This window comes from Candidatus Omnitrophota bacterium (assembly GCA_016209275.1).
Taxonomy (GTDB): domain Bacteria; phylum Omnitrophota; class Gorgyraeia; order Aquiviventales; family Aquiviventaceae; genus JACQWM01.
On record JACQWM010000014.1, the window covers coordinates 1 to 20,692 of the forward strand.

The window sequence follows — 20,692 nt, forward strand, 5'->3', positions numbered from 1 at the left end:
GCTCTTGTCCGTGATCTTTTCCCTCACGCAGACGATGCCGGCAGCGGCCGCCTCGCAATGGCAGCGGCAAATGTCTTCAGCACAAAGCCCTGTCGTACCACTGTTGGAGGCTGATACCTCTGGGCTGCTTGCCGATGCGGCGGCCAAGGTTTTTGATCAGGCGCCATTGGTGCCGCGCACCTTACCGCTAGGCGCCATCAGGGAAATTCCTCCTGCTTTTTTGAAGAATGGCGTCGTGTCGCCTGACATGGTGCAAGCCGTTGCTAAGGCCCTCACTGATCTACAACAATTCACGCACGTGAATGTTGAGGTGCGCGTCGATGAGAAAGGACCCTTCCTTGCCTTTGACCTGCACTACACCGATCAATTCAACGAACGTGGGTCTGAGCTGCTGAGTCTCGCCACCTTCACCATCGACGACGCCCTCAATCGCCTCGAGCGCGAACAGAAAGAGCGTCCGCCAGGAGCGACCAACGAATTCGGCGAACGTGAACCAGTCGGCGCCGCGCGCCGTCATAGCGGTGGAGAGCTCGCTCAGGTTCGCGCGGATGAGGAGGCGATCAGTCGCCTGGCCAATCGCATCAACACTGACCCGGCCGTAACAAGAAGCGATCCGTCGGATCGCCAGAGCAATTACGAATTGATTCGGAACGCTCTTAAAGACTTCTGGGATGCTCTACCGTCGAAAACCCCTGAAGCGCGTGAGGCGTTAATCGGCGTCCTAACCTTAGAGCGGTTGGGTCTCTCTCCAGAAAACGCCCGCAAGTTTGCCGATGAGGCCGTTGCGGCCAAATATCTGCAGCCTGTTTCGCCAACAAGCGGCGGCGTTACCCGCTTTAGTGAAAGGCCGCAACGACCACCAGAAGAGCGAGGTGATCGTATCGTTCCGGAGACGAATATTGAGGGTGGACGACCCCAAGAGGCTCGCCCCTATTCTGTTCCCTCCGGGCCTTCCGGCGGCGCGCCGCAACAAGGCGATGGCGTGACGCCCTGGGAGATGCGGGAGGCGCTCGAAACTGGCTTTCGCGAGTACTATCACCTGCCACCGTCGGCTCCTGGTCAGCTTGTCCAGCTCAGCGCGCAGGCGACTGAAGAATGGGGGGCGCGAGTCATCGCGATTGAATACCCGGACACGTCGTCAACACCGTCAGCGGATCGCCGTGTCCTCGTGACCGTCAAACCGGGCGTCAAAGGCGACAGCCTCCTCCTGGCCTTGCTTCGCAAGCAGGTCACCGTGCCGCCCGTAGTGCTCACGCCCCTGCGTCAGCTGGCCTTGGAAAAAGCTGCCTATCTGTTATTAGCTGCTGGTGGCGTGGATAGTTCGCTTGAGCCTTCTGGCGTACCACCGGTCAGCCCTGAGCCCAGAGCCCCGCCCGCCGCAGGCGGAGGGGCCGCGCCGGAAGAGGACGCGGGACGGTGTGTGACCGGCGAGACGTTGCTTCCTCTCATCAGAGCAGACGTGGCTAGGAGCTGGCCCGCCCCGGCGATCGGGCCGGGGGAGCTGGAAGCTGGAAACAAAACCGGCGCCCAGCGCTTAGCTCCTAGCTCCCAGCCAACTCTTGTTCAGATCGTGGCAGTACAGCCAGGAGATTACGTACTCTCACTTAACGAGGAAACCCAACAGATCGAGCCGCACCGCATCAAGGGGCTGCTCGACATGGGGATCAAGCCGGTCTTTCGGCTCACCACGGCCTCGGGACGCTCGATTACGACGACGGCGACGCACCCCTACTTGACGCAGGCCGGCTGGCGGAAGGTCAGCGGCTTGAGTGTGGGCGAAGCGATTGCGGTGCCGAAACCGTCAGCGATAGATGTCGCGGCGATGGCCGACTTTGGTAATCAAAATGCAGTCAACGTCCCAGTCGAAGATCACGCGGTAGTCGCCGACTTGAAACCGATAGGCCGGGGTGGGACTGCCCACGATAGGTTCGGCAAAGTCCAGAGGATGGGGTTGGGCCAGATAGTGTTCGACTTTGTGCAGGATGCGGCGCTGAAGATCGCGGGGCAATTTCACGAACTGCCGCTCAGCGAAGCGAGTGAAGTCATACCGGATCATCCCATGCCGAGCCGCTTCTTGATGACAGCGCCGGAGCTGCGGCCCGAGCGGCGGGATCGTTCGAGCGAGGCTAAGAACGCGGGAGACGAGGCTTCCATATCCTCGAGCAATTCATCGAGCGCCTCGGCATCGAGAAACATGCCCACCGAGCGCGCGCCCTTATCGACCACGCGCACCACACCCTTCAAATGCTTTGAGGGATGGGCGAGAAAGGATGTCAACGAGACAACCTCTTCTCCAAGCAACGTCGCGGCTTTCATGGGATCTCCTTCATCAGTGGCCATTCCAGCCACGGCCAAGTATAGCACACCGTCAGAGCCGATGCCAACGGATGTGCTGTGGGATCGCATCGTCGCGATTGAACCCAGCGGTCGCCAACACGTCTATGACATCGAAGTCGAGGGCACCCACAACTTCATCGGCAATGGGATCGTGGCGCACAATACCTTCATCTCCCAGCCCTCAGCCCCCAGCCCTCAGCTCGCCGCAGGCGGCTCCGCCCCCGCCGCGCCGAACTTTTCCTCTGAGGGCGAACGAAGAGGATTCACGGGATCGATGGACCAGCCAGAATCCGAAGGTGACTATCACCCGGATGATGCTCGCCCCGCCGCCGTCGTACAAGACCTTCTGCCTCCTGAATTATTGAGCCGATTGAGTTCAGCCGATCTCGCATTGCTTCAGCGTATGCTGGAGCAGTTTCGGGTCGTGATCAGAGCTGCCGGGCCACAGAAAGGGACCCAGCAGGTCGTGGAGGTGGCGGCTCGCTTTCTTCTCGCTGACTTGACACGGGATGCAACGCTGATCGAGCTTCTCAGGGCTGGGATCGTGGATCATCACGATGCTGAACCGTTGGTGGGATGGCTTGAGGCAGAACGACGCACCATCAATATGCCTTTGACCGGCGGCCCCTCCAGCGTTGCCTCCGGGACTCCCACCGATCGCGCGCTGGAAAGTTCTAAGCCCCGGACTACTCCTCGGATGCTCCTTGCGGAAGATAACGAGGATGCGCGTCAGATCTTGAGCGAATTTTTCACGCGGAGAGGCTATGAGGTAGTCGCTGTGTCCGACGGCGCAGAGGCCCTCGCGGAAGCGCTACGCCAACCGTTTGATGTGATTGTGAGCGACCAGAGAATGCCTAACATGACAGGGCTCCAGTTCATTAGCGAGTTGCGGAAGCAGCGCGCGCAACCAGTACCGCCCACATTCCTTGTCACTGCAGAAGTGACGCCAGAAGTGACCTCGCGTGCGAATGAGTTGCGGACGACCGTGGTTTCAAAGAGAGAATCTCTAGATGCTATTGCAGCAAGAGTGGCTCAAACCCTTGCAGCTCTTCCTGTCGCACCCAACCCTGTCGCCGGCGGCACGCCGGACGACTCCGAACTCCGAACTCCGCACTCCGAACTTGATTCCGCCCCCGCCGCGCCAGCCGAAGGGCAACAGGTTAAAGGTCGAAGGTGGAAGGTGGAAGGTGGAAGCGATCCCCTTCGACCTTCGGCCGTCGACCTTCCACCTCAAATTCCCGGCGGCGCGCCGATGGCCGAGGAGCAGGATCAGCGGCGGCAGGCGCTGGCGGAGATTGACGCACTCATCGGGAAAGTCCGCCGTGGAGAGCGCGATGATGAAACGCTCTCACGGGCCATCTCCACCGAGCAAATCCACCGCTTGATCCCCGGCGCCCGCGGTGGCATGGATCTGCCAGCCGAGCCCTCTGGAGGACCCGCAGCGCCGATGTCCGACGATGCTGAGAGCGGCAAGGCTGTGGTAGCGACAGTCCTCTACGGCGATAAGCCCGGGCAATGGATTGAGCAAGATGTTGAGACCGTGGTGACAAACTTTGAAAGTCGTGTCGTCGTCCCACAGGATGCGGAGGAACGCTCGAGAGTCCGCTATTTGCTGCGGCGGTTGCATTACGCAACACTGGAAAACCGTTCAGCGATGCCGAAACTCATTGAGCAGTTCGCCACGGCGGTCGAGTTTTACCGCGCAGCGGACGGCCATCTGGCCGTGCGTCCGAAATCCGACATGACACAGCCAGCCGCCGCCGTGCCGACGGAAAACCTGTTTGCGCAGTTGTCTGAGCGCGAGCAGGGTCGCATCATGGCTTCGGTGGACGCGGTGTTACGAGGTGTCGGGCTTTCCAGTGATGAGCCCACGAGCTTACCGCTGAAGCTCTCCATCGCCGAGCTCCTGACAGAGTTTTATGAGGAGCGTGCGCTGGCGGAGGACACCGAAGCGGCCGTAGAGCGCGTGATCCGATCGGCCTCCCCCCACGTGAGCGCCGTCCAGATTGGCAGAGCCCTGGAGCAGACGTTGGAGACTCTCGCGCTGCTTCGGACCGATCGAGTCGTCACGGCGACTTCGCAGCGCGCCGTGCCGGTTCAGGACGTCTCGGACTCACCCCACGTCCCTGCGGCTGACGCTGCGCATGCGCGTCAACAGCTAGCACTTGCCGCGGTCGAAGATGCGGGGGCGTTGGCAAGCGAGCAGCAGCTGTTGGTTAATTCACTGGTGGCGTTGGCCGGCACCTATGGCATCGCGGAGCCGGACGCTCGTCCCGTCATGACCGAGGCCGTGAACGCGGCGCCGACCTTTCAAAATCCGTCGGTCGCGACGAATTTCATTGCGCAGCGGTTGTGGGCGCTGTCATACGACCAAGCCAAGACAATCGCTGAACGATTGTTATCGATCACACGCGGCGAAGCTGGTGGCTCCGTCCCGCCGCAGGCGGGACTCCCTCGTCCTGCGGACTCGGTCGGCGGCGCGCCGGAACGATCTTGGAAGCTGCTGCCAGAGCAAGAGCTCATCTGGCGTGATATCCAAAACCTTCTGCAAGGCGTGCTTGGCGTGAAACAACAGCAGCTCGATCAGATCCCTGTTTCGGCACGTCCACAAATCGTGGAGATCGTTGAACGCCACAACACCCGTGAACGTTCCGGCGATGGTCGCGCCGTGCTGCAAGCCGGCAGCGCAGAACTTCAAGAACATCTTCGCCGTTATCTTTCCCGACAACCACGTGACGATCAGCGGCGAGCGCTCGATGCCATCATCACTCAACTGGCCGCGCTCAGCAACGTTCCTGCCGCAATCGCCGGAGCTGCGCCTCCTCCAGCGGCCGCGCCAATCTTGCCCGAGACCACCTTAACCGAGACAACGATCGTGAATCGGGCCAGCTTCCCCTGGCTTCCTTCAGGACGCAACCTCATCCAAGTCGCTGACATCGTCACCCATGACGCGTTTAGAACGAAGTATCCGTATCTGGTCGATTCGCAGGGCCAGCTTCGCGATGGCGTGGTCGTGCGGGGATACCCGATTGATCCGCACACGGCGAAACCCAGCGCATCAAAGACCATGCTCGCGCTCAATGATTCTGTCGAAATTGCGAGCGAGGTGACATTTGATAACACCGTGCCGGTGCTGCGGCAGCAAGTGCAAGGTCGAACACTCACGTGGCGCCGGGCGATTGTCGTCATGTCCGATGCCCTTAGCATCATCGCCGAGCCATTCTGGGATCACTCGACGAGCCCTGCGATGCTGGATGTGAAGGTTCACGTCTACACGCGGGGAAGGGCTACATGGGGGCAGTCGCTCTTTCAGGGGATTGTGGTCGGGCTGGTGGATGCCGCAACGAATCAGCCTGTCGGAACGCCTCAGGCGTTGGATGACCTCGGTCTCGCATTGTTTCGAAAACTGGATGATCCTACCAAGGAATACCGGCTAACGTTCGCTCCCCCCCAGCAAGCCCAGCATGCTGCTGCTCCAACGGAAATTGCCGCCCCCGCGCCGGCTCAAAGCGTTGGCGCAGAGGGGCTGCCGGAAGGACCCGAAGTTCGCGGAGGCTCCAGCGCCGAGAGTCGTTCTGTTCGCGGCAAGCAACCCCAAGAAGGTCCCAGCGGCGCGCCGGAGAGGCTCATCGATTTGGTGGTGCCGGTGGGTCGCGATTTCACGCCGATGCAGTTGACGTACTCGCAAGGTCTCTTCGTGCTCTCCAGGTTGCTGAACAACGACCAGAGTGGCGCGTTGCGGGTCATCGCCGCAGATCCAGAGACCGGACCAACGAGGAAACCGTATATCTGGAAGGATCTCCAGGGGGAACCGATGCTCGTCAGCAAGCAGAACGATCGTTTGCAGGGATTGCCGACATCGGATGATGGCAGCTTCTTTGTCCTCTCTGATGCCGGAGCCGTCATTCTGGTGCAGGCTGGCGTGGCGGCATTTGCCTCCTTGCCCACGGTCTCGGATGAATCCCTCCGCCGGCTGCTCGAGCCGCAGGGCGTGTCCCGGGGTCCAGTGCGATCGTACGCCTCCGTGGGTGTGGAAGACCCCACGGCCTATATCACCGATCAGCCCGTCGGCCCTGAGGCGGTGTTCCCCGGCGCCGCGCCGAAGCCTGGTTTGACTGTTCGACAAGCAATTGACGCACTGCCGAATGGCGCGCGTGTACCGGTGCATCAGGTTAGTCTTGGCCCGCTCCTGCTCACAAAAGAGCAGCTTCCGAGTTATCTGGGCAAAGGACTAACGTATCGTGATGGGCAATGGTACCTGACGCCTGATGCCGCCGCGACCGAGGCTACCCCCGCCGCGCCGGAGATGACGGAGCTTCAGCGGGCGGCGCTGCAGGCCCAAACACCGCGGATCTACGACATCTGGCGCGTTCCCCAGGCTCTTCGGCCGATCATTGAGCAGCTCGCGCAGTCGGCCGCCGGCCGCAAGAATCCTGACTTAGTGCGCGGGATCTTCTCCCGCCTCGCCCTGGGGAAGTTCCAGCTTGATGAGATCCCACCGCTCTTGACGGATCCCGGGATCGAACGGCGCCTCACACCTGAAGAATCCGATGATTTACTGGCTCAGTGGACCGCCGCCGCGCCAGCGACATCTTCTGAGCAACCGCGGCCCCGCGTGTTAGTCGTTCATCCTGGCGGATTTAATATTCCAGATTGGTCTGCGGTGGAAAAGACGCATGACGTGACACGGGTAGATACCGTGGAAGCGGCCGTTGCTATGCTGCGGCAACAGCCCGGGACTTTTGATGGAGTGCTCATTGGTCCGGCCAGTCAACAAGCGGGGCTGGGACTGGAGATCGTCCAAGGGGATCTCGCGCAAATCATTCAGCGAACGGATCCGGGGGCGAAACCAACTATCGTTGCCACAAACGCACCGCTTGCCGATACCGTTCGGTTGCAGGAAGTGATTCGTGAGTTGCCAGAGCGCGGCCCGATTCGCGGCGGCGCGCCGGTCGAAAATCCCTCCCCCGAGTCCTTGACTAGTGCGCATCCCCCTGAGCATGCGGCAGAAGTTGCGGGCATGCCGGCGGCACACGTGGACATCGTTTCCTATACCCGCGGCCTGTTGTGGGAGCCGCATAGCCCGCTCGCATTTGAGGGTGCTGTCAACCGCCTGATGAACGATGGCTTTTCACGTCGCGATGCTGAAGAAGCGCTGTGGAAATCCAAGGAGGAAGAGTGGCAGTTACTTCAGAAACACGAGGTCACGCACATTTTTGAGCAGCTTGTTGATGAGCGCCTCGACCCTTCAGAACGCTTGAGACCTGAAGGCGCTAGGGCACACATTGAAGCACTGCTGAAATCTGACCCGCGCTCTCCCTTCGCGGAGACGGCGCCAGACGTCGCGCGCGTCCTGGTGTCCTACTACCTCTATCGCCACAGCCTCTTATTTGGGGTGGGTGGTGCTAGAACGCTGGCGCCAATATTTGGCGGAGCGCATCTGCCCGATGCCCGGTTGCCTGGAAACCCAACACGACCACAGACCGATTCATTGACAGGACAGCCTGACGCGCCGAATGAGCAGCGTGACCGCAGCACACTTCGCCCACAAATTCCTGGCGTGACCGCTCCTCCGATGGAGGAGCGCCGCTTGCCCGGACTTTACGACCAGAAACCGATTGATGCCGCGGGACATGGGTTGCCAGGCCCAGTGTATCCGACGCCGCCGAGCGAACCGACCATTGATCAAGTGCTCTCCCGCCCCCCGGTGGCAGCCACGGCCGAACCTGTGGCAAAAGAGGCCACTGTTGAAGAGGCGCTCGCAGCGGCGGCATTACAGCAAGATGCTTCTGGCGTGTTGATCACGCTGAAATGGGTGAACGTACCGTTACAAGCAGGGCCAAGTTATACCATTGTGCCAGAGCGCCCACTGCGATACATCGTGCAGATTCCACAAGCGTTGCAATCGGAATCATTATCAGAGAAGGGGCTTGGACTTTTGGAGCGGTTGGTGAATGGTAACGAATTCCCCGAGGCGATCCGCCATCGATTTGAGCCCCTCGCCCGTCGGTATCATGTCCCAATCAAGGAGGACTTGAAGCGACAGGAATGGATTGAGCGATTGAGTGATCCAGCCCTCAGCCCGGAGGAAAAAGCCGCAGCGCGCCTGATGCTCAGAGGGCTCGGGGTTGCCAGCGCGGTTGAACTGACCCCGAAAAACACCGGCAGTTCCGTGGAAGAGTTGCTGCGAGACCCCTTGTTGCGCCGTGAGGGGCTCGTGAAGGGGTACGACGACGAAGGGCGCGCGATGTTAGCAGGACAGGCAAGCCTCTACGTTTTTGATCCGATCAATAATGAGCGACAGCCAGTTGATCGCACCGCGTCGCTGACTCTGGGGCAGCGGCTTGGCGTCTTGCAGGGCGATCTCTCGCTGCAGGATGCTCGAGATTCTGGGCGATTCATCGTGCTGCAGCCGTTTGACCCAACACAAGTTCTCCAGGAAATTTTCATCGAAGGCGATGGCACGGCGGTTGGCCCGGCCCTTGGCGCCGCGGCGCAGCTTGGTTTCCTACAGCTCTTTACGCCAACACATCGACGTGTAACCGCAGGCGAGATGAAAGCATACCTTCGCGAGACGAAGGGCTATGCGCATGTGAATGACTACGTGCATGCGCCCATGCGGTATTTCGCCTCGGTCGGCTGGGTCACGCGCGAGGGAAATTCCTTTACAGCCGATGGATCATCCAACGGCGATCACATCATCTATACCGCCACCGACGAAGGGCTGATGGCATTTCGGTTGGCGATGGAATACCCCACGCACTTCCAAGCGCTCTTTCGGTTTCTGCCCGCGGTCATCTGGCTGGATGAGTATTTCCTAAGCCGGCCTCGCGATCCCCCGAGGGACGCAGTTCTCACCACCTACCGCGAATTGATCAATGCGGCCGTGGAGGGATTTCCGAAAGAACGCAATGCGACCGCCCGCCAGGTTGAGCGGCATTTCGTTGGCGAATTGATGACTCCCACCCTGGTGACCCTCAAAGCGATTTTCCTCAAACATCCTAAGCTGTCCAAGCCAGTCAGCCTGATTGATGAGTTGGTAAGGCGAGGACGCGTGGATTTGAGCACGATCCAAGCCGAGCTGACATCGGAAGGCTATACCGCGATGCTGGCCGATGGCACCGACGTCCCGTTAAAACTCGATGTAGAATTTCTGAGTGAAGCATTCCGCTTGATGAGCGATCCACGGTTGCAATGGGCAGCACTCAGCACCAGCCAACAAGGGCATACGATCGTCAGGTTTACGCCTGCTGGAGCTGAAGCGGTGCGTCTGGCCTGGACCCCGGGCGTCTTTGTGTCCTATTACCCGCAGCGGGCGCGTTTCATTGACCTGCTGACCACCGAAGGGACAGAGGATCATCCGCTGTTCGCCACGCTGTTTCCGCGGGATGCTCAAGGCCGTGAAACCAACCTGCGCCGGCCTGTTAATGCCTATGCCACCGGCGAGAACCATAAGAAGCGCTACTACCGCGACATCTTGCAGCGAACCACACCGAAATTTAACGGGGATCTTGATGCCCAGCCGCGACTGCATGTTGATATTGGCACCTCCAATGGGGAACTGGCCCTTGAGCAATACCAACGGATCATGGCCGACACGGATCGAGGACGACGATTGAAGGAACATCCTGAGGATCCTCGGAACCAAATATTGCTGGTGTTGGTGGACCTGAATGAAGAAGCCTTGAATGTGGCCGAGCAAACCTTGCTCAATGGCGGTGTCCCGCGGCATCAATACATTCGGGTCATCGGGGATATCAAAGATCCTGTCCAGATGGAACGCAATATCCGTGAAGCGATTGCCCGTCACGTGGCCGCCCATCCTGAATATTTTGGCACGACCGAGGGCAAATATTTTGAGCCAAAGCAAGATGACCGTGGCGAGATCATTCCTGATGCGCAAGGCCGTCCGCAATATACGAAAGGGTGGACGGATATCGGCATGGCCGATGGATTAGAGACGGCGACGTTCCTGATCCATAATCGTCCCTGGGTTGAGGTGGAAGACCGCGCGGGTATTGCGCGCTGGCGGACGATCACTGGCAGTATTGACCATGAAATCATTCTTCATCCCGTCACCGGGCGCTTAATTTCCGTGCTCGAACATGATCAGCAGTTATTTGAATTCCTCAAATTGTGGAAGCCGTTTTTAAGCCTGCATGGGTTTATCACCGCCGAGTTGAGTTCGGTGAATCCTCCAAAGCTGGCGTCGAATCAAGGCCGGATCAATGGGGTGGGAAACGATGCGCCCCATGTCGAGTCGAATCAGTTCACGCGCGACATCCGAGCCGTCAAAAATGTGGCGTATGCTGCCGGCTATGATGTGGAGACGATCGCGGAATATCCTCGCAACTCTGAACCGAATATCTCGATCTTGGAGTTCAAGACCCGTCCTGACGGCACCAAGGCGGTTGCCACGTTGCCATCGTCCGGTACAGTGCCTTCTGCCGCACCAAAACCGACGATGGGCCGGGACGACATGACCGGGGAGACAGCGTCACTGGATTCAGGTGACAAGTCACTCCTCGAGGTGGCGGAGAAGCGGGGGCTGGAGGATGGGCAGGGCAAGGCGCTCAACGCCGACCACCCCGCTATGCAAGACGCGGTGATCGCCCGGATGCCAGGGACCGGCCAACTCTTTACGAAAGAACAGGTGCACTCATTCTTTGATCAGACAGACCCCCGATGGATTGTGGTGGATCTGCAGGCGCTGGTGAGTGGCATCGATGACGGGGAGAGCGCCATCGCGGCCTTGGCATCGATGGAGTCGCAATTGCGGCTGCCAGAAGCCAATGGGCGGGTCGGCAAGGATCACCGCGGGGTCAATTTCATCCTCACGTATGACCCGACCATGCCGGAGGCAGAGCGCGAGGCGGTGCTCAACCGGCCAATCGATGTCGGTGGAGAGAGGGTTCAACTCCGAGAGCTCTTTGGAAAACGAAAGTTTACACGAGAAGAAGCGGTTGTCGAGATTCCAAAGCTTGGCGGTCGTGTCGTGGTTGTTCGCGGTGCCCCCAACGTCTCCGGGGCGCGCGTGATCTGGACGGCCGTGACTCTCGCCGCGGGTGGCGGGCAGTTGCCGCCATTTGTCAAACAGGAACAGGATCGCTCGTTTGTCGTCACGCAAGCGGACGAGCTTCCAGATGGCGTCGAAGAAGATTTGCGGTTGTTGCTGGCCTCGCGACGGAGGGGTGGCTGATCGAGGAACTTTTTGCTTGTGACAGGGGCAGGATTTCATTACACTATAACAGTGGGGAGGGAAGACGCCTATGGAAATGGACGCGTATCACGCAGAACGGCGCAAGGGACGGCGCGCCTATGTGCAAGCCCCGATTCTCATCCGCCGCGTCGGCTCGCGCGAGCCAGGACCGTTTCATGAGCTCGTGACGAAAAATATCAGCCTGGCCGGCGTCTATTTCGAGACCGCCGAAGAGCATGCCTACACCGTGAACCAGCTCGTGATGACCTCGGTGTCCGTGCCCGAGCCGCAGCGCCGCGAGTTTCCCTTCACGCGCGTGGCCGGCCGCTCGCGCGTTGTCCGAGTCGATCCGATCGCCTTGCCCAACGGCAACACGCACTACGGCATTGCCCTGGAGTTTAGTAACGACGTCACCGCGCTCACCGCGACCCCCCCGCTTGGCTAAAAGTGTCTGACACTTTTTAGGAAAAAGTGTCTGACATTTTTTGAGATGCGAGATTCCTTCATCATAAGGAAGGGCATTTCTGTATTCGCAAGCCTGCTCCTGCTTGCCGCCGCAGGCTGCGGAGGCTCCAGTCCTAAAGGGCCATCCCCCGTGCGGGTGTGGCACTGGATGACCGACCGCGAGGCCCCCTTCAACGAGCTGGCCAAACGCTACCAGTCCCGCACCGGCATTCCGGTCCGCTTCGAGCTCTACGCCCCCTCGGATGTCTACGTCCAAAAAATCCGCGCCGCCGCCCAGACCGACGGCCTGCCGGAAATTTACGGTGTTTTGGGCGAAAGCCGCGATCTGGCCAGCTTCATCAAGGCCGGCCATGTCCTGCCCCTTGAAGCGGCCATGGATGAGCAGAATCGCGCCTGGCGCTCTGTCTTTTTCCCCAAGGCTCTGGCCACCAGCGCCTTTGAGCCGGAGAATCCGTACGGGGTCGCCCCAGGCGTCTACGGCGCGCCCATCGACGTGATGAACATCCAGATCTTTTACAACAAGGCGCTGCTGGCAAAGCTGGGTGTGGCGGTTCCGGCGACCTGGAAGGAGTTTCTTGAGATCGGCAAAAAAGCGAATGCGCAGCATCTGATCGGCTTTGTGAGCGGCTGGGCCGAGCTGTGGCTCATCGACTGCTTCGCCACCGACTACGCGATCCATCTGATGGGGCAGAAAAAGGTCGAAGCGACCTACCGCGGCGAAACGCTCTACACCGACGGGGACTGGCTGAAAGTGTTCCACCTGTTTGAAGAGCTGCGCGACTCCGGCCTGGCAGCCTCCGGCATCGTGACGATGGTGAACAAGCACGCCGAGCAGCTCTTCGCCAGTGGCCGGGCGGTGTTCGCGTTAAACGGCACGTGGGGCGTGAACGTCTACCAGAGCATGAATCCCGAGTTGGACTACGGGGTCATGATGCCCCCGCCCGTGAAAGACCGGCCGATGGTGACCTGGGGCGGGGCCGGCTCAAGCTTCATGGTCAACGCGAAATCTCCCCGCAAGGGCGAGGCGGTCGAATTTCTCAAATGGCTGACGGCGAAAAGCCAACAAGAGTATTTGACCGAGACCACGCACAACATCCCGGCGAACCGCGAGGCGGCCGCGAATCTTCCGCCGGCGCTCGCGTCCTTCGCCGCGGCCATGGAGTCGACGGTGCATCCTCGGCTGTTTGCCGTGCAGGAGGATTCCACGGTGATCGAGGCCTTCGATAAAGGCATCCAGTCCATCCTCATTGGGGAAGCCACCGCCGAGCAGACGGCGAACCGCGTCGCTTCGGTGAAGCAGCACCATCTGGCTGACCGCGCCGCCCATGGCACGCGTTAACCGCGACGCCCTGATCCCCTATGCGTTTCTCCTGCCTGCCCTCGTGCTCTTTGTGACGTTCAGTATTTACCCCTTCTACCTCCTGACCTATACCAGCCTCTTCGAATGGGACGGCATCGGACGCCTCACCATGAAGGCGTTCGTGGGGCTCTCGAACTACTGGCACGTCATCGCGCGCGACCACGTCTTTTGGAAATCGTTTCTCCAGGCCGGCTACATCACCGTGCTGGCCCTGACCCTGCAGAACGCCCTGGCCCTGGTCCTGGCGATGGCCGTCAATCGCCGGCTCACCGGGGCGAGCATCTATCGCACGATTTTCTTCCTGCCGCCGATCCTCTCGGAAATCGTCGTCGGCTTGATCTGGTTTTGGATTTACGACGGCAACTTCGGCATCCTCAATCAAGCGCTCGTCCAGCTGGGGCTCGGGGCGTGGACGCGGCCCTGGCTGGCCGATCCGAATACGGCGCTGACCGCCGTCGCCATCATCCACATGTGGAAGGGCTTCGGCTGGGGCTTCGTGATTTTCCTGGCCGGGCTGCAGACGATCCCGGATGAGCTCTACGAAGCCGCCCGCGTGGATGGCGCCAATGCGTGGCTGCGGTTTCGGCACATCACGCTGCCGCTGCTCGTGCCGGTCTTCGTCACCGTCTCGATTCTGACGATCTTGGGGACGATGCAGATCTTTGCGCTCATCGTCTCCACGACCGGCGGCGGGCCGGGGTACCACACCGAGGTGCCGATTACGCGGATCTTCCACAGCATGCTTGGCTCCTCCCAGTTCGGCTATGCCTGCGCCCAGGGCATCGTCTTCGGGCTGATTCTCCTCGTCTTTTCGCTCGCCCAGATGCGATTCCAGCGCCGTTCCACCTAAATGACAATAACCAATGACCAAGCACCAATGACCAAACAATGACCAATGTCCCAATGACCGAATACCCAAACCGTTTGGTCATTGGTCATTCGGTGATTGATCATTGTTTGGTAATTGGAATTTGGTAATTGGTAATTACGTCTATGAATACGAAGTTGACGTTATTGTTGCAGCGGTCGCGGATCTGGCTGGGGTACGCGGGCTGGCATGCGATCTGCCTGCCGGTCGCCATCACGTGCGTCTTCCCGCTCATCTGGATGGTCTCCTCCAGCCTCAAGACCCAGCAGACGGTCTTCAGCGATTACCGCATCATCCCGCCGCATCCGCATCTGGAGAACTACGCGCGCGCCTGGATGGATGGGCGCTTCGGCATCTACTTCATCAATTCATTGTTCTACACGTTTGTCATCGTCTTGGGCGTGGTGTCCCTCGCCGCGCTGTGCGCGTACGCGTTCTCGCGCTTTACGTTCAAAGGATCCGGATTCTTGTATAAGCTGTTGCTTTCCACGATGCTGATTCCGATTCCCGGCGCGTTCGTGGCCCTCTACATCCTGCTCAACCAGATGGGGCTGATCGACCGCGGCGACGGCCAGTGGCTCGCGCGCATGGGCTACATCTTGCCGCAAATCAACGGGGGGTTGCCGTTCGGCATTTTCATCCTCAAGCCCTTCTTCGATGGCATTCCAAAAGAATTGGAAGAGTCGGCCAAGGTGGATGGGTGCGGCGTGCTCGGCGTGTTCTGGTACATCATCATCCCGCTCGCGCGCCCGGCCCTCGGGGTCGTGGCCCTTCTGACGTCGCTGTCGGCCTGGAATGAGTTTCTTTTGGCGTACCTGGTGTTTTCGCGCCATGAGATGATGCCGCTGCAGCGCGGGCTGCTAGCCTTTCATGGGGCGCACTTGACCGAGTATCCGCTCTTGATGGCGGGAATGGTGATTTCGATTCTCCCGATCATCGCCGTCTACCTGCTCATGCAGCGCAACATCATCAAGGGCATGACCGCCGGCGCGTTGAAAGGCTAGTCAGCGTCGTGGATTCGTGGTACAATAGCTCTTACCCGGTGATGGTCAGCACGTTGAGGAGGCAAAGGAGGCAGGCATGAATCACATCCGATGGATCGTTCTTGCTGGCTTGCTTGGCAATGGGGCGGCCTGGGCCGCCGAGAGCGCGACGACGTCTTCTGGACAAACCGGCATGACCTCAGCGGCGAAACCCGCAGCCGCCGCGAGCCCGGCCTCGGCTGCGGAATACGATTTCGGCGATTTCAGCTCGGAAACGCTCGCCACCAAGGCGTGGCAGGCGCTGGAGAAGGGCGAGTATGCGGCGGTTGAGGCGTACACCGGCAAGTGCATCTCCCTGTATGAGTCGAAGGCCGAGGAGCAGTCGGCCAGCCTGACGGATTTCGCGCCCAAGGAGAAAGCGTTCACCTACTGGGCGCTCAATGACGTGGCCACCTCGTACTTTATCTTGGGCAAGGCCCAGCTGGCCCAGGGCAAGGTGGAAGAGGCCAAGAAATCGTTTAACACCGTGATCCAAAAATTTCCCTTTGCGCAGTGCTGGGATCCGCAGGGCTGGTTCTGGAAAGTGGCCTCGGCCTCCAGCGACCGGTTGACGACCATCGGCACGTCCTATAACTTCGGCGACTACACCTCGCAGACCCTGACGACCAAAGCCTGGGAGGCGCTCACCGCGAAGGACTTTAAGGGCGTTGAGCTTTACACGAAGAAGTGCATCGAGCTCTACGAGGGCGAAGCCAAGAAGCAGCAGGCCTCGCTGACCGAGTTCGCCCCGAAGGACAAGGCCTTCAACTATTGGGCGCTCAACGATGTGGCGACGTGCTACTTCATCGCGGGCGAAGCGCTCATGGAACAGAAGAAGCATAAGGAAGCCAAGGCGGCCTTTGAGCGGGTCGTCAACGATTTTCGCTTCGCGCAGTGCTGGGATCCAAAAGGCTGGTTCTGGAAGGTGGAAACCGGTTCCCGCGGCCGCATCAACAAGCTGCGTGAAGAGTTCGGTATTAGTTGATCGGACCATGAGGACGCAGATGCGATCTGCGGTCATCTGCGTCCTCGTGTTGTTCCTCGCCTTCATCGCATCCGCTGAAATCCCCTCCCGCCGTCATCCTTCGAGCACCTCTCATCGCGTCGACATTCGCGGCGACTGGTTCTACGTCGACGGCGAGCCGTTTCTCGTCAAAGGCGTCGGCTACGCCCCGGTTCGCCCCGGCCAAGTGCCCTGGAGCGCTTCCCCTGATCTGCGCCTCATGGATCGGGATTTCCAGCGCATCGCCGCCGCAGGGTTCAACACCATCCGCACCTGGAGACCCTTGCCGCCGGAGGCCCTCGAGCTGGCGGATCAGCGCGGGTTGATGGTGCTGCAGGGCCTGTGGTTCGACCCGTCCAGCAATTTTTCCTCGGACGCCGCGCAAGACGCCATCCTCGAGCCGATCCGCAAAGAGCTGGAGCGCCTCAAAGGGCATGACAATGTCTTAGCCGCGGTCCTCGGCAATGAGATCGCCGTTGATGCCGTCTCCCGCAGCGGGGTCGACGGGGTGGAAGGATTTCTGAAGCGGCTGGCCCAGCAGGCCAAGGCCGCTGATCCGGCGCGATTCATCGCGCATGCCAATTGGGTGCCGCTGGCGTTTCTGAATACCCCGGCGTGGGATGTGGCGGCGTTTAATGTCTACCCCTACTTTCCCGCCAGCGTCTCCCGCACCTTCGGGTTTCGCAGCTACCTCGAGCATCTCAAGCGCACCAGGGCGGCGGGCAAGCCATTCATCGTCAGCGAAGTGGGCCTCTCCGTGTCGGCGGCCTCCGGCAACCATGCCGGCTATGGCGGCCACAGCCCGCAGGCGCAGCGCGACCGCCTCGTGGCGTTGTGGGATGACGTGTTCCAATCGGGGGCTTCGGGCGGCGTGATTTTTGAGTGGAATGACGAATGGTGGAAAGATGGCAAGAATGGCGCTACGGACGCCGAGGCGCACGATCCGAACGATCCCGAGGAATGGTTCGGCCTCATCGAGTTTCCGTCGAAGGAGCACACCGAGGGTGTGGCGCGCCCAGCGCTCGCCGCATTGACGTCGTATAACCAGGCGATTCTCTTGAGCCCGGTCAGCGGCCGCCGGTACCAAGACCGCCTGCCGGTGACGATCTACGCGGCCGAAGGGGTGGCCCAGGTGCGGGTGCGCGTTGACAAAGACAAATGGCTGAGTGCCACCAAGGTGAATCGCCACCAGTGGAAAGTGATGCTGCCGGTGTCGCCGCAGGCCAAACCCGGCGAGCATCAGCTTGCCATGGAAGCCTATAATGCGGCGCGCCGCCTGCTGACGGCGAAAACCCGCGGAGTACTCATCGGGCCTGAGACGCCGCTTGCCGCCGTGTCCATCACGACGGACCGGGCGGTCATCGATGTCCATACAAACGCCGAATCGGTGAAGTACACCATCCGCGTGACCGACAGCCAGGGGGCGCCCCTGGCGAATTATCCCCTCTGGAAGTCCATCAGCGAGCCGCTGCCTCACGAGCAAGAGGTCGCCTCGGCGGCGCGGACCGATGCCAACGGCTCGATTTCAGGCGAGTATCTCGTCCGGGATCCCGGCTTCGTGACGTTCTCGGCCGCTGTCCCGCTGGATCCGCAGTGGCCGGCGTATCGCATCGGCGATGAGACGACCGTGTTCGTGCGGCAGATTCCGGTGCTGCGCCACCTCCCCTCAATGTGGGAAACCCCGCTGCCGAGCGATGTGGCCGCGGGCCTGCGCCATGAGACGCCGGCGTTTCAGCTGGCGGATCCCGGCAAGGAACGGCTGGTCGATTATGAGCGCTACGGCCGATTCATTGATGCGGGCACGCCCGCCTACCGTTACGAGGTGACGGATTGGGAAGGCCTCTCCGCGGCCGTCGGAGAAGGGATCTACCCCAACGCCGGCGGCCTCTCGCGCGATCCGGCCTTTCAGGCGGCGAAGAAAGCCGGCAAGCTGGAGGGTAACCACTGGGATTTCACCTTTGCGGACGATTCGCAGATCAGCTTTTTTAAGTGGGCCAGCACCGATGAGGAGCCGGGGGTGAAGCAATTTTACACGGCCATCACCCTCGAGCGCGCTGGACTCTGGCAGCAGGCGGTCAAAGCGTACCAGGCCGTCCTCGTGCACTACCCGATGTCGATCGGCTGGACCGCGTTTGATCCGCCAACACCATGGTACGTGGGCAAGGTGGCGCGCGATAAAATCATCGCCATTTGCCGGCTGCATCCCGAGCTGGGGATGCGCCTTGAGGATTCGCGCGTCGTCATCGAGCATGGATTCGACAACGACATCGCCAATGACGTGATTCGGCCGTCTCCCGGGCGGATGGTCAACGTCGTGCCCGAAGAGGTCAATCCCCCCGCCGTCGATGTCTCATCACTGCCGAAGATGCGCGAGATGGGCAAGGGCCGCGTGCGCCTGGTCCAATATCAGAATGCGCACTGGCAATTGCTGGTGGATGGCAAGCCGTACCTGGTGCGCGGCCTCACCTACAAGCCCAGCGCGGTGGGGGAGACGCCGGATGAAGGCTCGATCAAAGATTGGATGAAGGCGGATCGCAACGCCAATGGGACGCTGGACGTCTTCGAGGCCTTTGTCGATACGAATCGTAACGACCGCCAGGATCCTGAGGAGCCGACCGTCGGCGATTTTCAGTTGATTCGCGCGATGGGGGTCAATACGCTGCGGTTCTATCACACGGACAGCGATCCGAAGACCGCCAAGCCGCTGCTGCGGCGGCTCGCCCAGCAGCACGGGTTCATGGTGATGATGGGCGATTTCGTCGGCATGTACACCGTCGGCTCGGGGGCGAAGTGGGAGGATGGGACCAATTATCTGGATGCGACGCAGCGGCAGCGGATGTTCGAGAGTGTCAAGCGCATGGTGCGCGAATATCAGGATGAGCCGTATGTGTTGATGTGGGTGCTGGGCAACGAGAACAATTACGGCGGCGTCCACGGCATCGTGGGGGGGGTGGGCAACGCGGGCAAATACCCGAAGGAGTACTATGGTTTCATCAACGAGCTCGCCGCGTGGATCCATAAGGAAGATCCGAATCGTCCCGTGGCCCTGGGCAATGGCGATAACATGTTTCTCGATGTCATCGCGCAGGCCGCCCCGGCAATTGACATCTTCGGCGCCAACAGCTACCGCGGCTGGCACGGCTTCGGCCGCAGCATGTTCGAGGAGGTGGCACGCGTCCTCGGCAAACCGCTGCTGATCACGGAGTACGGCTGCCCCGCTTTCCAAACCGCTCAACCGCGCGAAACGGCCGAGCGCGACCAAGCGCTGTACCACCTGGGGAATTGGGTGGATATCGCGGATAACGTGGCCGGCCGGGGGGTGGGCAACGCCATCGGCGGAGTGGCATTTGAGTGGGTCGATGAGTGGTGGAAAGCCGGACAGCCCCCGCGGTTTTCTCCCACCATCCAGGAAACGCATCCCAACTGGGCCGGGCCGTATCCCGGCGGCTGGAACTTTGAAGAGTGGTACGGGCTCACCGGGCAGGGCGACGGGGCCCAGAGCCCGTTTCTGCGCCAGTTGCGAGCCAGTTACCGCCTGTATTCCGCCCTCTGGAAAGACCGATAAACTGCATTTTTTGATTGACAACCCCCACCAATCACGCCTATAATGTGCTAGTTCTTGGATTTGAAAAGCTCTTATATACTTCCATACCCTGACGAACGGGCAAACCTCGCGTAAGTGAGGGGCGCAAAACCACGGGTCCGAGAGGCAAGAGCAAAACCGATATCAGATATCGAAATCGATATCTGATATCGCTCTGTGATATCGCTCTTGGAATCGGATAGCCGAGCTGCCGAACCAGCGGCCTTGCGGACGACGCTGCTTTGTAATAATTGAAAACTGATATTGGCGAAAGCCAACGCCTTATGGTATGCTGTAGGTAGGAGCCATGAGGAGCGGGCCCACGCCGATGGAATCCCGATACTAGCAAACCCCGCGTAAGCGGGGGACGCAAAGCCACGGGTCCCACCCCCTGCTGGTGCGCCGAAGGCGCGCGCTGCAATGCAGCGGTCGCTTTCAGCGACGCCAGCAGAGGGTGGGATGGCCGGGTTGCCGAAGGAGCAGGCAACCCGGTTTTTTTATACGCAGATTACGCAGGATTGCACAGCGCAGATGACCGCTGATAATAGCTGGTTGAAGGGAGTCATGATGGTGGGCAGCTTCCTGCTTTCCAATATGAGTCTCATGAGCGAGGCGCAGGCCGCCGATACGGTGGGGCCCACGCTGACCATCACCCAGCCGGTCACCGGAGCCACGATTCCGGCCACCGGCCTGACCGCGCAGGGCACGGCGAGCGACGCCAGCGGGATCCGCCGCGTGCGGCTCTACCTCTTTGACTACACCCGCTACGCCTACACCGTCTCCAACGCCACCGCCAGCTACGACGCGGCCACCCAAACCTGGAGCTTTCCCCTCGCCGCCGCGCACGTAAGCCCC

General features: G+C 60.5%; 9 protein-coding genes and 2 riboswitches. Of the genes, 8 read left to right on the forward strand and 1 reads right to left on the reverse strand.

The window, feature by feature from the left end:
* Positions 1 to 280 precede the first annotated feature (280 nt).
* Complete coding sequence (locus HY737_02385; GenBank protein MBI4597233.1) at positions 281 to 517, reverse strand: hypothetical protein; 237 nt, start codon at positions 515 to 517, stop codon at positions 281 to 283.
* Between the two features lie 480 nt (positions 518 to 997).
* Here HY737_02385 and HY737_02390 point away from each other — a divergent pair, with 480 nt between their 5' ends.
* The 8 genes from HY737_02390 to HY737_02425 all read left to right on the forward strand — a co-directional run.
* Positions 998 to 11,536 carry a response regulator gene (locus HY737_02390; protein ID MBI4597234.1) on the forward strand — a complete coding sequence of 3,513 codons (10,539 nt, stop codon included), beginning with the start codon at positions 998 to 1,000 and terminating at the stop codon, positions 11,534 to 11,536.
* Positions 11,537 to 11,612: 76 nt separating this feature from the next.
* The gene (locus HY737_02395; protein ID MBI4597235.1) at positions 11,613 to 11,981 is read left to right on the forward strand and encodes a PilZ domain-containing protein; all 369 of its coding nucleotides are present in this window, start codon (positions 11,613 to 11,615) and stop codon (positions 11,979 to 11,981) included.
* A gap of 168 nt (positions 11,982 to 12,149) precedes the next feature.
* On the forward strand, positions 12,150 to 13,340 hold the full coding sequence (locus tag HY737_02400; GenBank protein ID MBI4597236.1) for an extracellular solute-binding protein: 1,191 nt from the start codon (positions 12,150 to 12,152) through the stop codon (positions 13,338 to 13,340).
* Entirely contained in the window at positions 13,327 to 14,211 is an 885-nt protein-coding gene (locus HY737_02405; protein MBI4597237.1) for a sugar ABC transporter permease, read from the forward strand. The genes HY737_02400 and HY737_02405 overlap by 14 nt, the downstream gene beginning before the upstream one ends.
* 143 nt (positions 14,212 to 14,354) lie before the next feature.
* Positions 14,355 to 15,233: a carbohydrate ABC transporter permease gene (locus HY737_02410; protein ID MBI4597238.1), complete on the forward strand. Its 879-nt coding sequence runs from the start codon at positions 14,355 to 14,357 to the stop codon at positions 15,231 to 15,233.
* 76 nt (positions 15,234 to 15,309) lie between these two features.
* The gene (locus tag HY737_02415; protein ID MBI4597239.1) at positions 15,310 to 16,236 is read left to right on the forward strand and encodes a tetratricopeptide repeat protein; all 927 of its coding nucleotides are present in this window, start codon (positions 15,310 to 15,312) and stop codon (positions 16,234 to 16,236) included.
* 19 nt (positions 16,237 to 16,255) lie between these two features.
* A complete protein-coding gene (locus tag HY737_02420) occupies positions 16,256 to 19,819 on the forward strand; it encodes a hypothetical protein (GenBank protein MBI4597240.1) in 3,564 nt (1,187 codons plus the stop codon).
* 88 nt (positions 19,820 to 19,907) lie between these two features.
* Positions 19,908 to 20,053, forward strand: a riboswitch (cyclic di-GMP riboswitch).
* 118 nt (positions 20,054 to 20,171) lie between these two features.
* A riboswitch (cyclic di-GMP riboswitch) is annotated at positions 20,172 to 20,313 on the forward strand.
* Positions 20,297 to 20,692: Ig-like domain-containing protein (locus tag HY737_02425; GenBank protein MBI4597241.1), on the forward strand; the 396-nt coding region annotated here is incomplete at its 3' end. Its footprint overlaps the riboswitch before it by 17 nt.

Coding starts and splice junctions, on each gene's coding strand:
- HY737_02385 (MBI4597233.1), bottom strand. CDS start 517: ATGACGGCGCGCGGCGCCGACTGGTTCACGTTCGCCGAATTCGTTGGT.
- HY737_02390 (MBI4597234.1), top strand. CDS start 998: ATGCGGGAGGCGCTCGAAACTGGCTTTCGCGAGTACTATCACCTGCCA.
- HY737_02395 (MBI4597235.1), top strand. CDS start 11,613: ATGGACGCGTATCACGCAGAACGGCGCAAGGGACGGCGCGCCTATGTG.
- HY737_02400 (MBI4597236.1), top strand. CDS start 12,150: ATGACCGACCGCGAGGCCCCCTTCAACGAGCTGGCCAAACGCTACCAG.
- HY737_02405 (MBI4597237.1), top strand. CDS start 13,327: ATGGCACGCGTTAACCGCGACGCCCTGATCCCCTATGCGTTTCTCCTG.
- HY737_02410 (MBI4597238.1), top strand. CDS start 14,355: ATGAATACGAAGTTGACGTTATTGTTGCAGCGGTCGCGGATCTGGCTG.
- HY737_02415 (MBI4597239.1), top strand. CDS start 15,310: ATGAATCACATCCGATGGATCGTTCTTGCTGGCTTGCTTGGCAATGGG.
- HY737_02420 (MBI4597240.1), top strand. CDS start 16,256: ATGCGATCTGCGGTCATCTGCGTCCTCGTGTTGTTCCTCGCCTTCATC.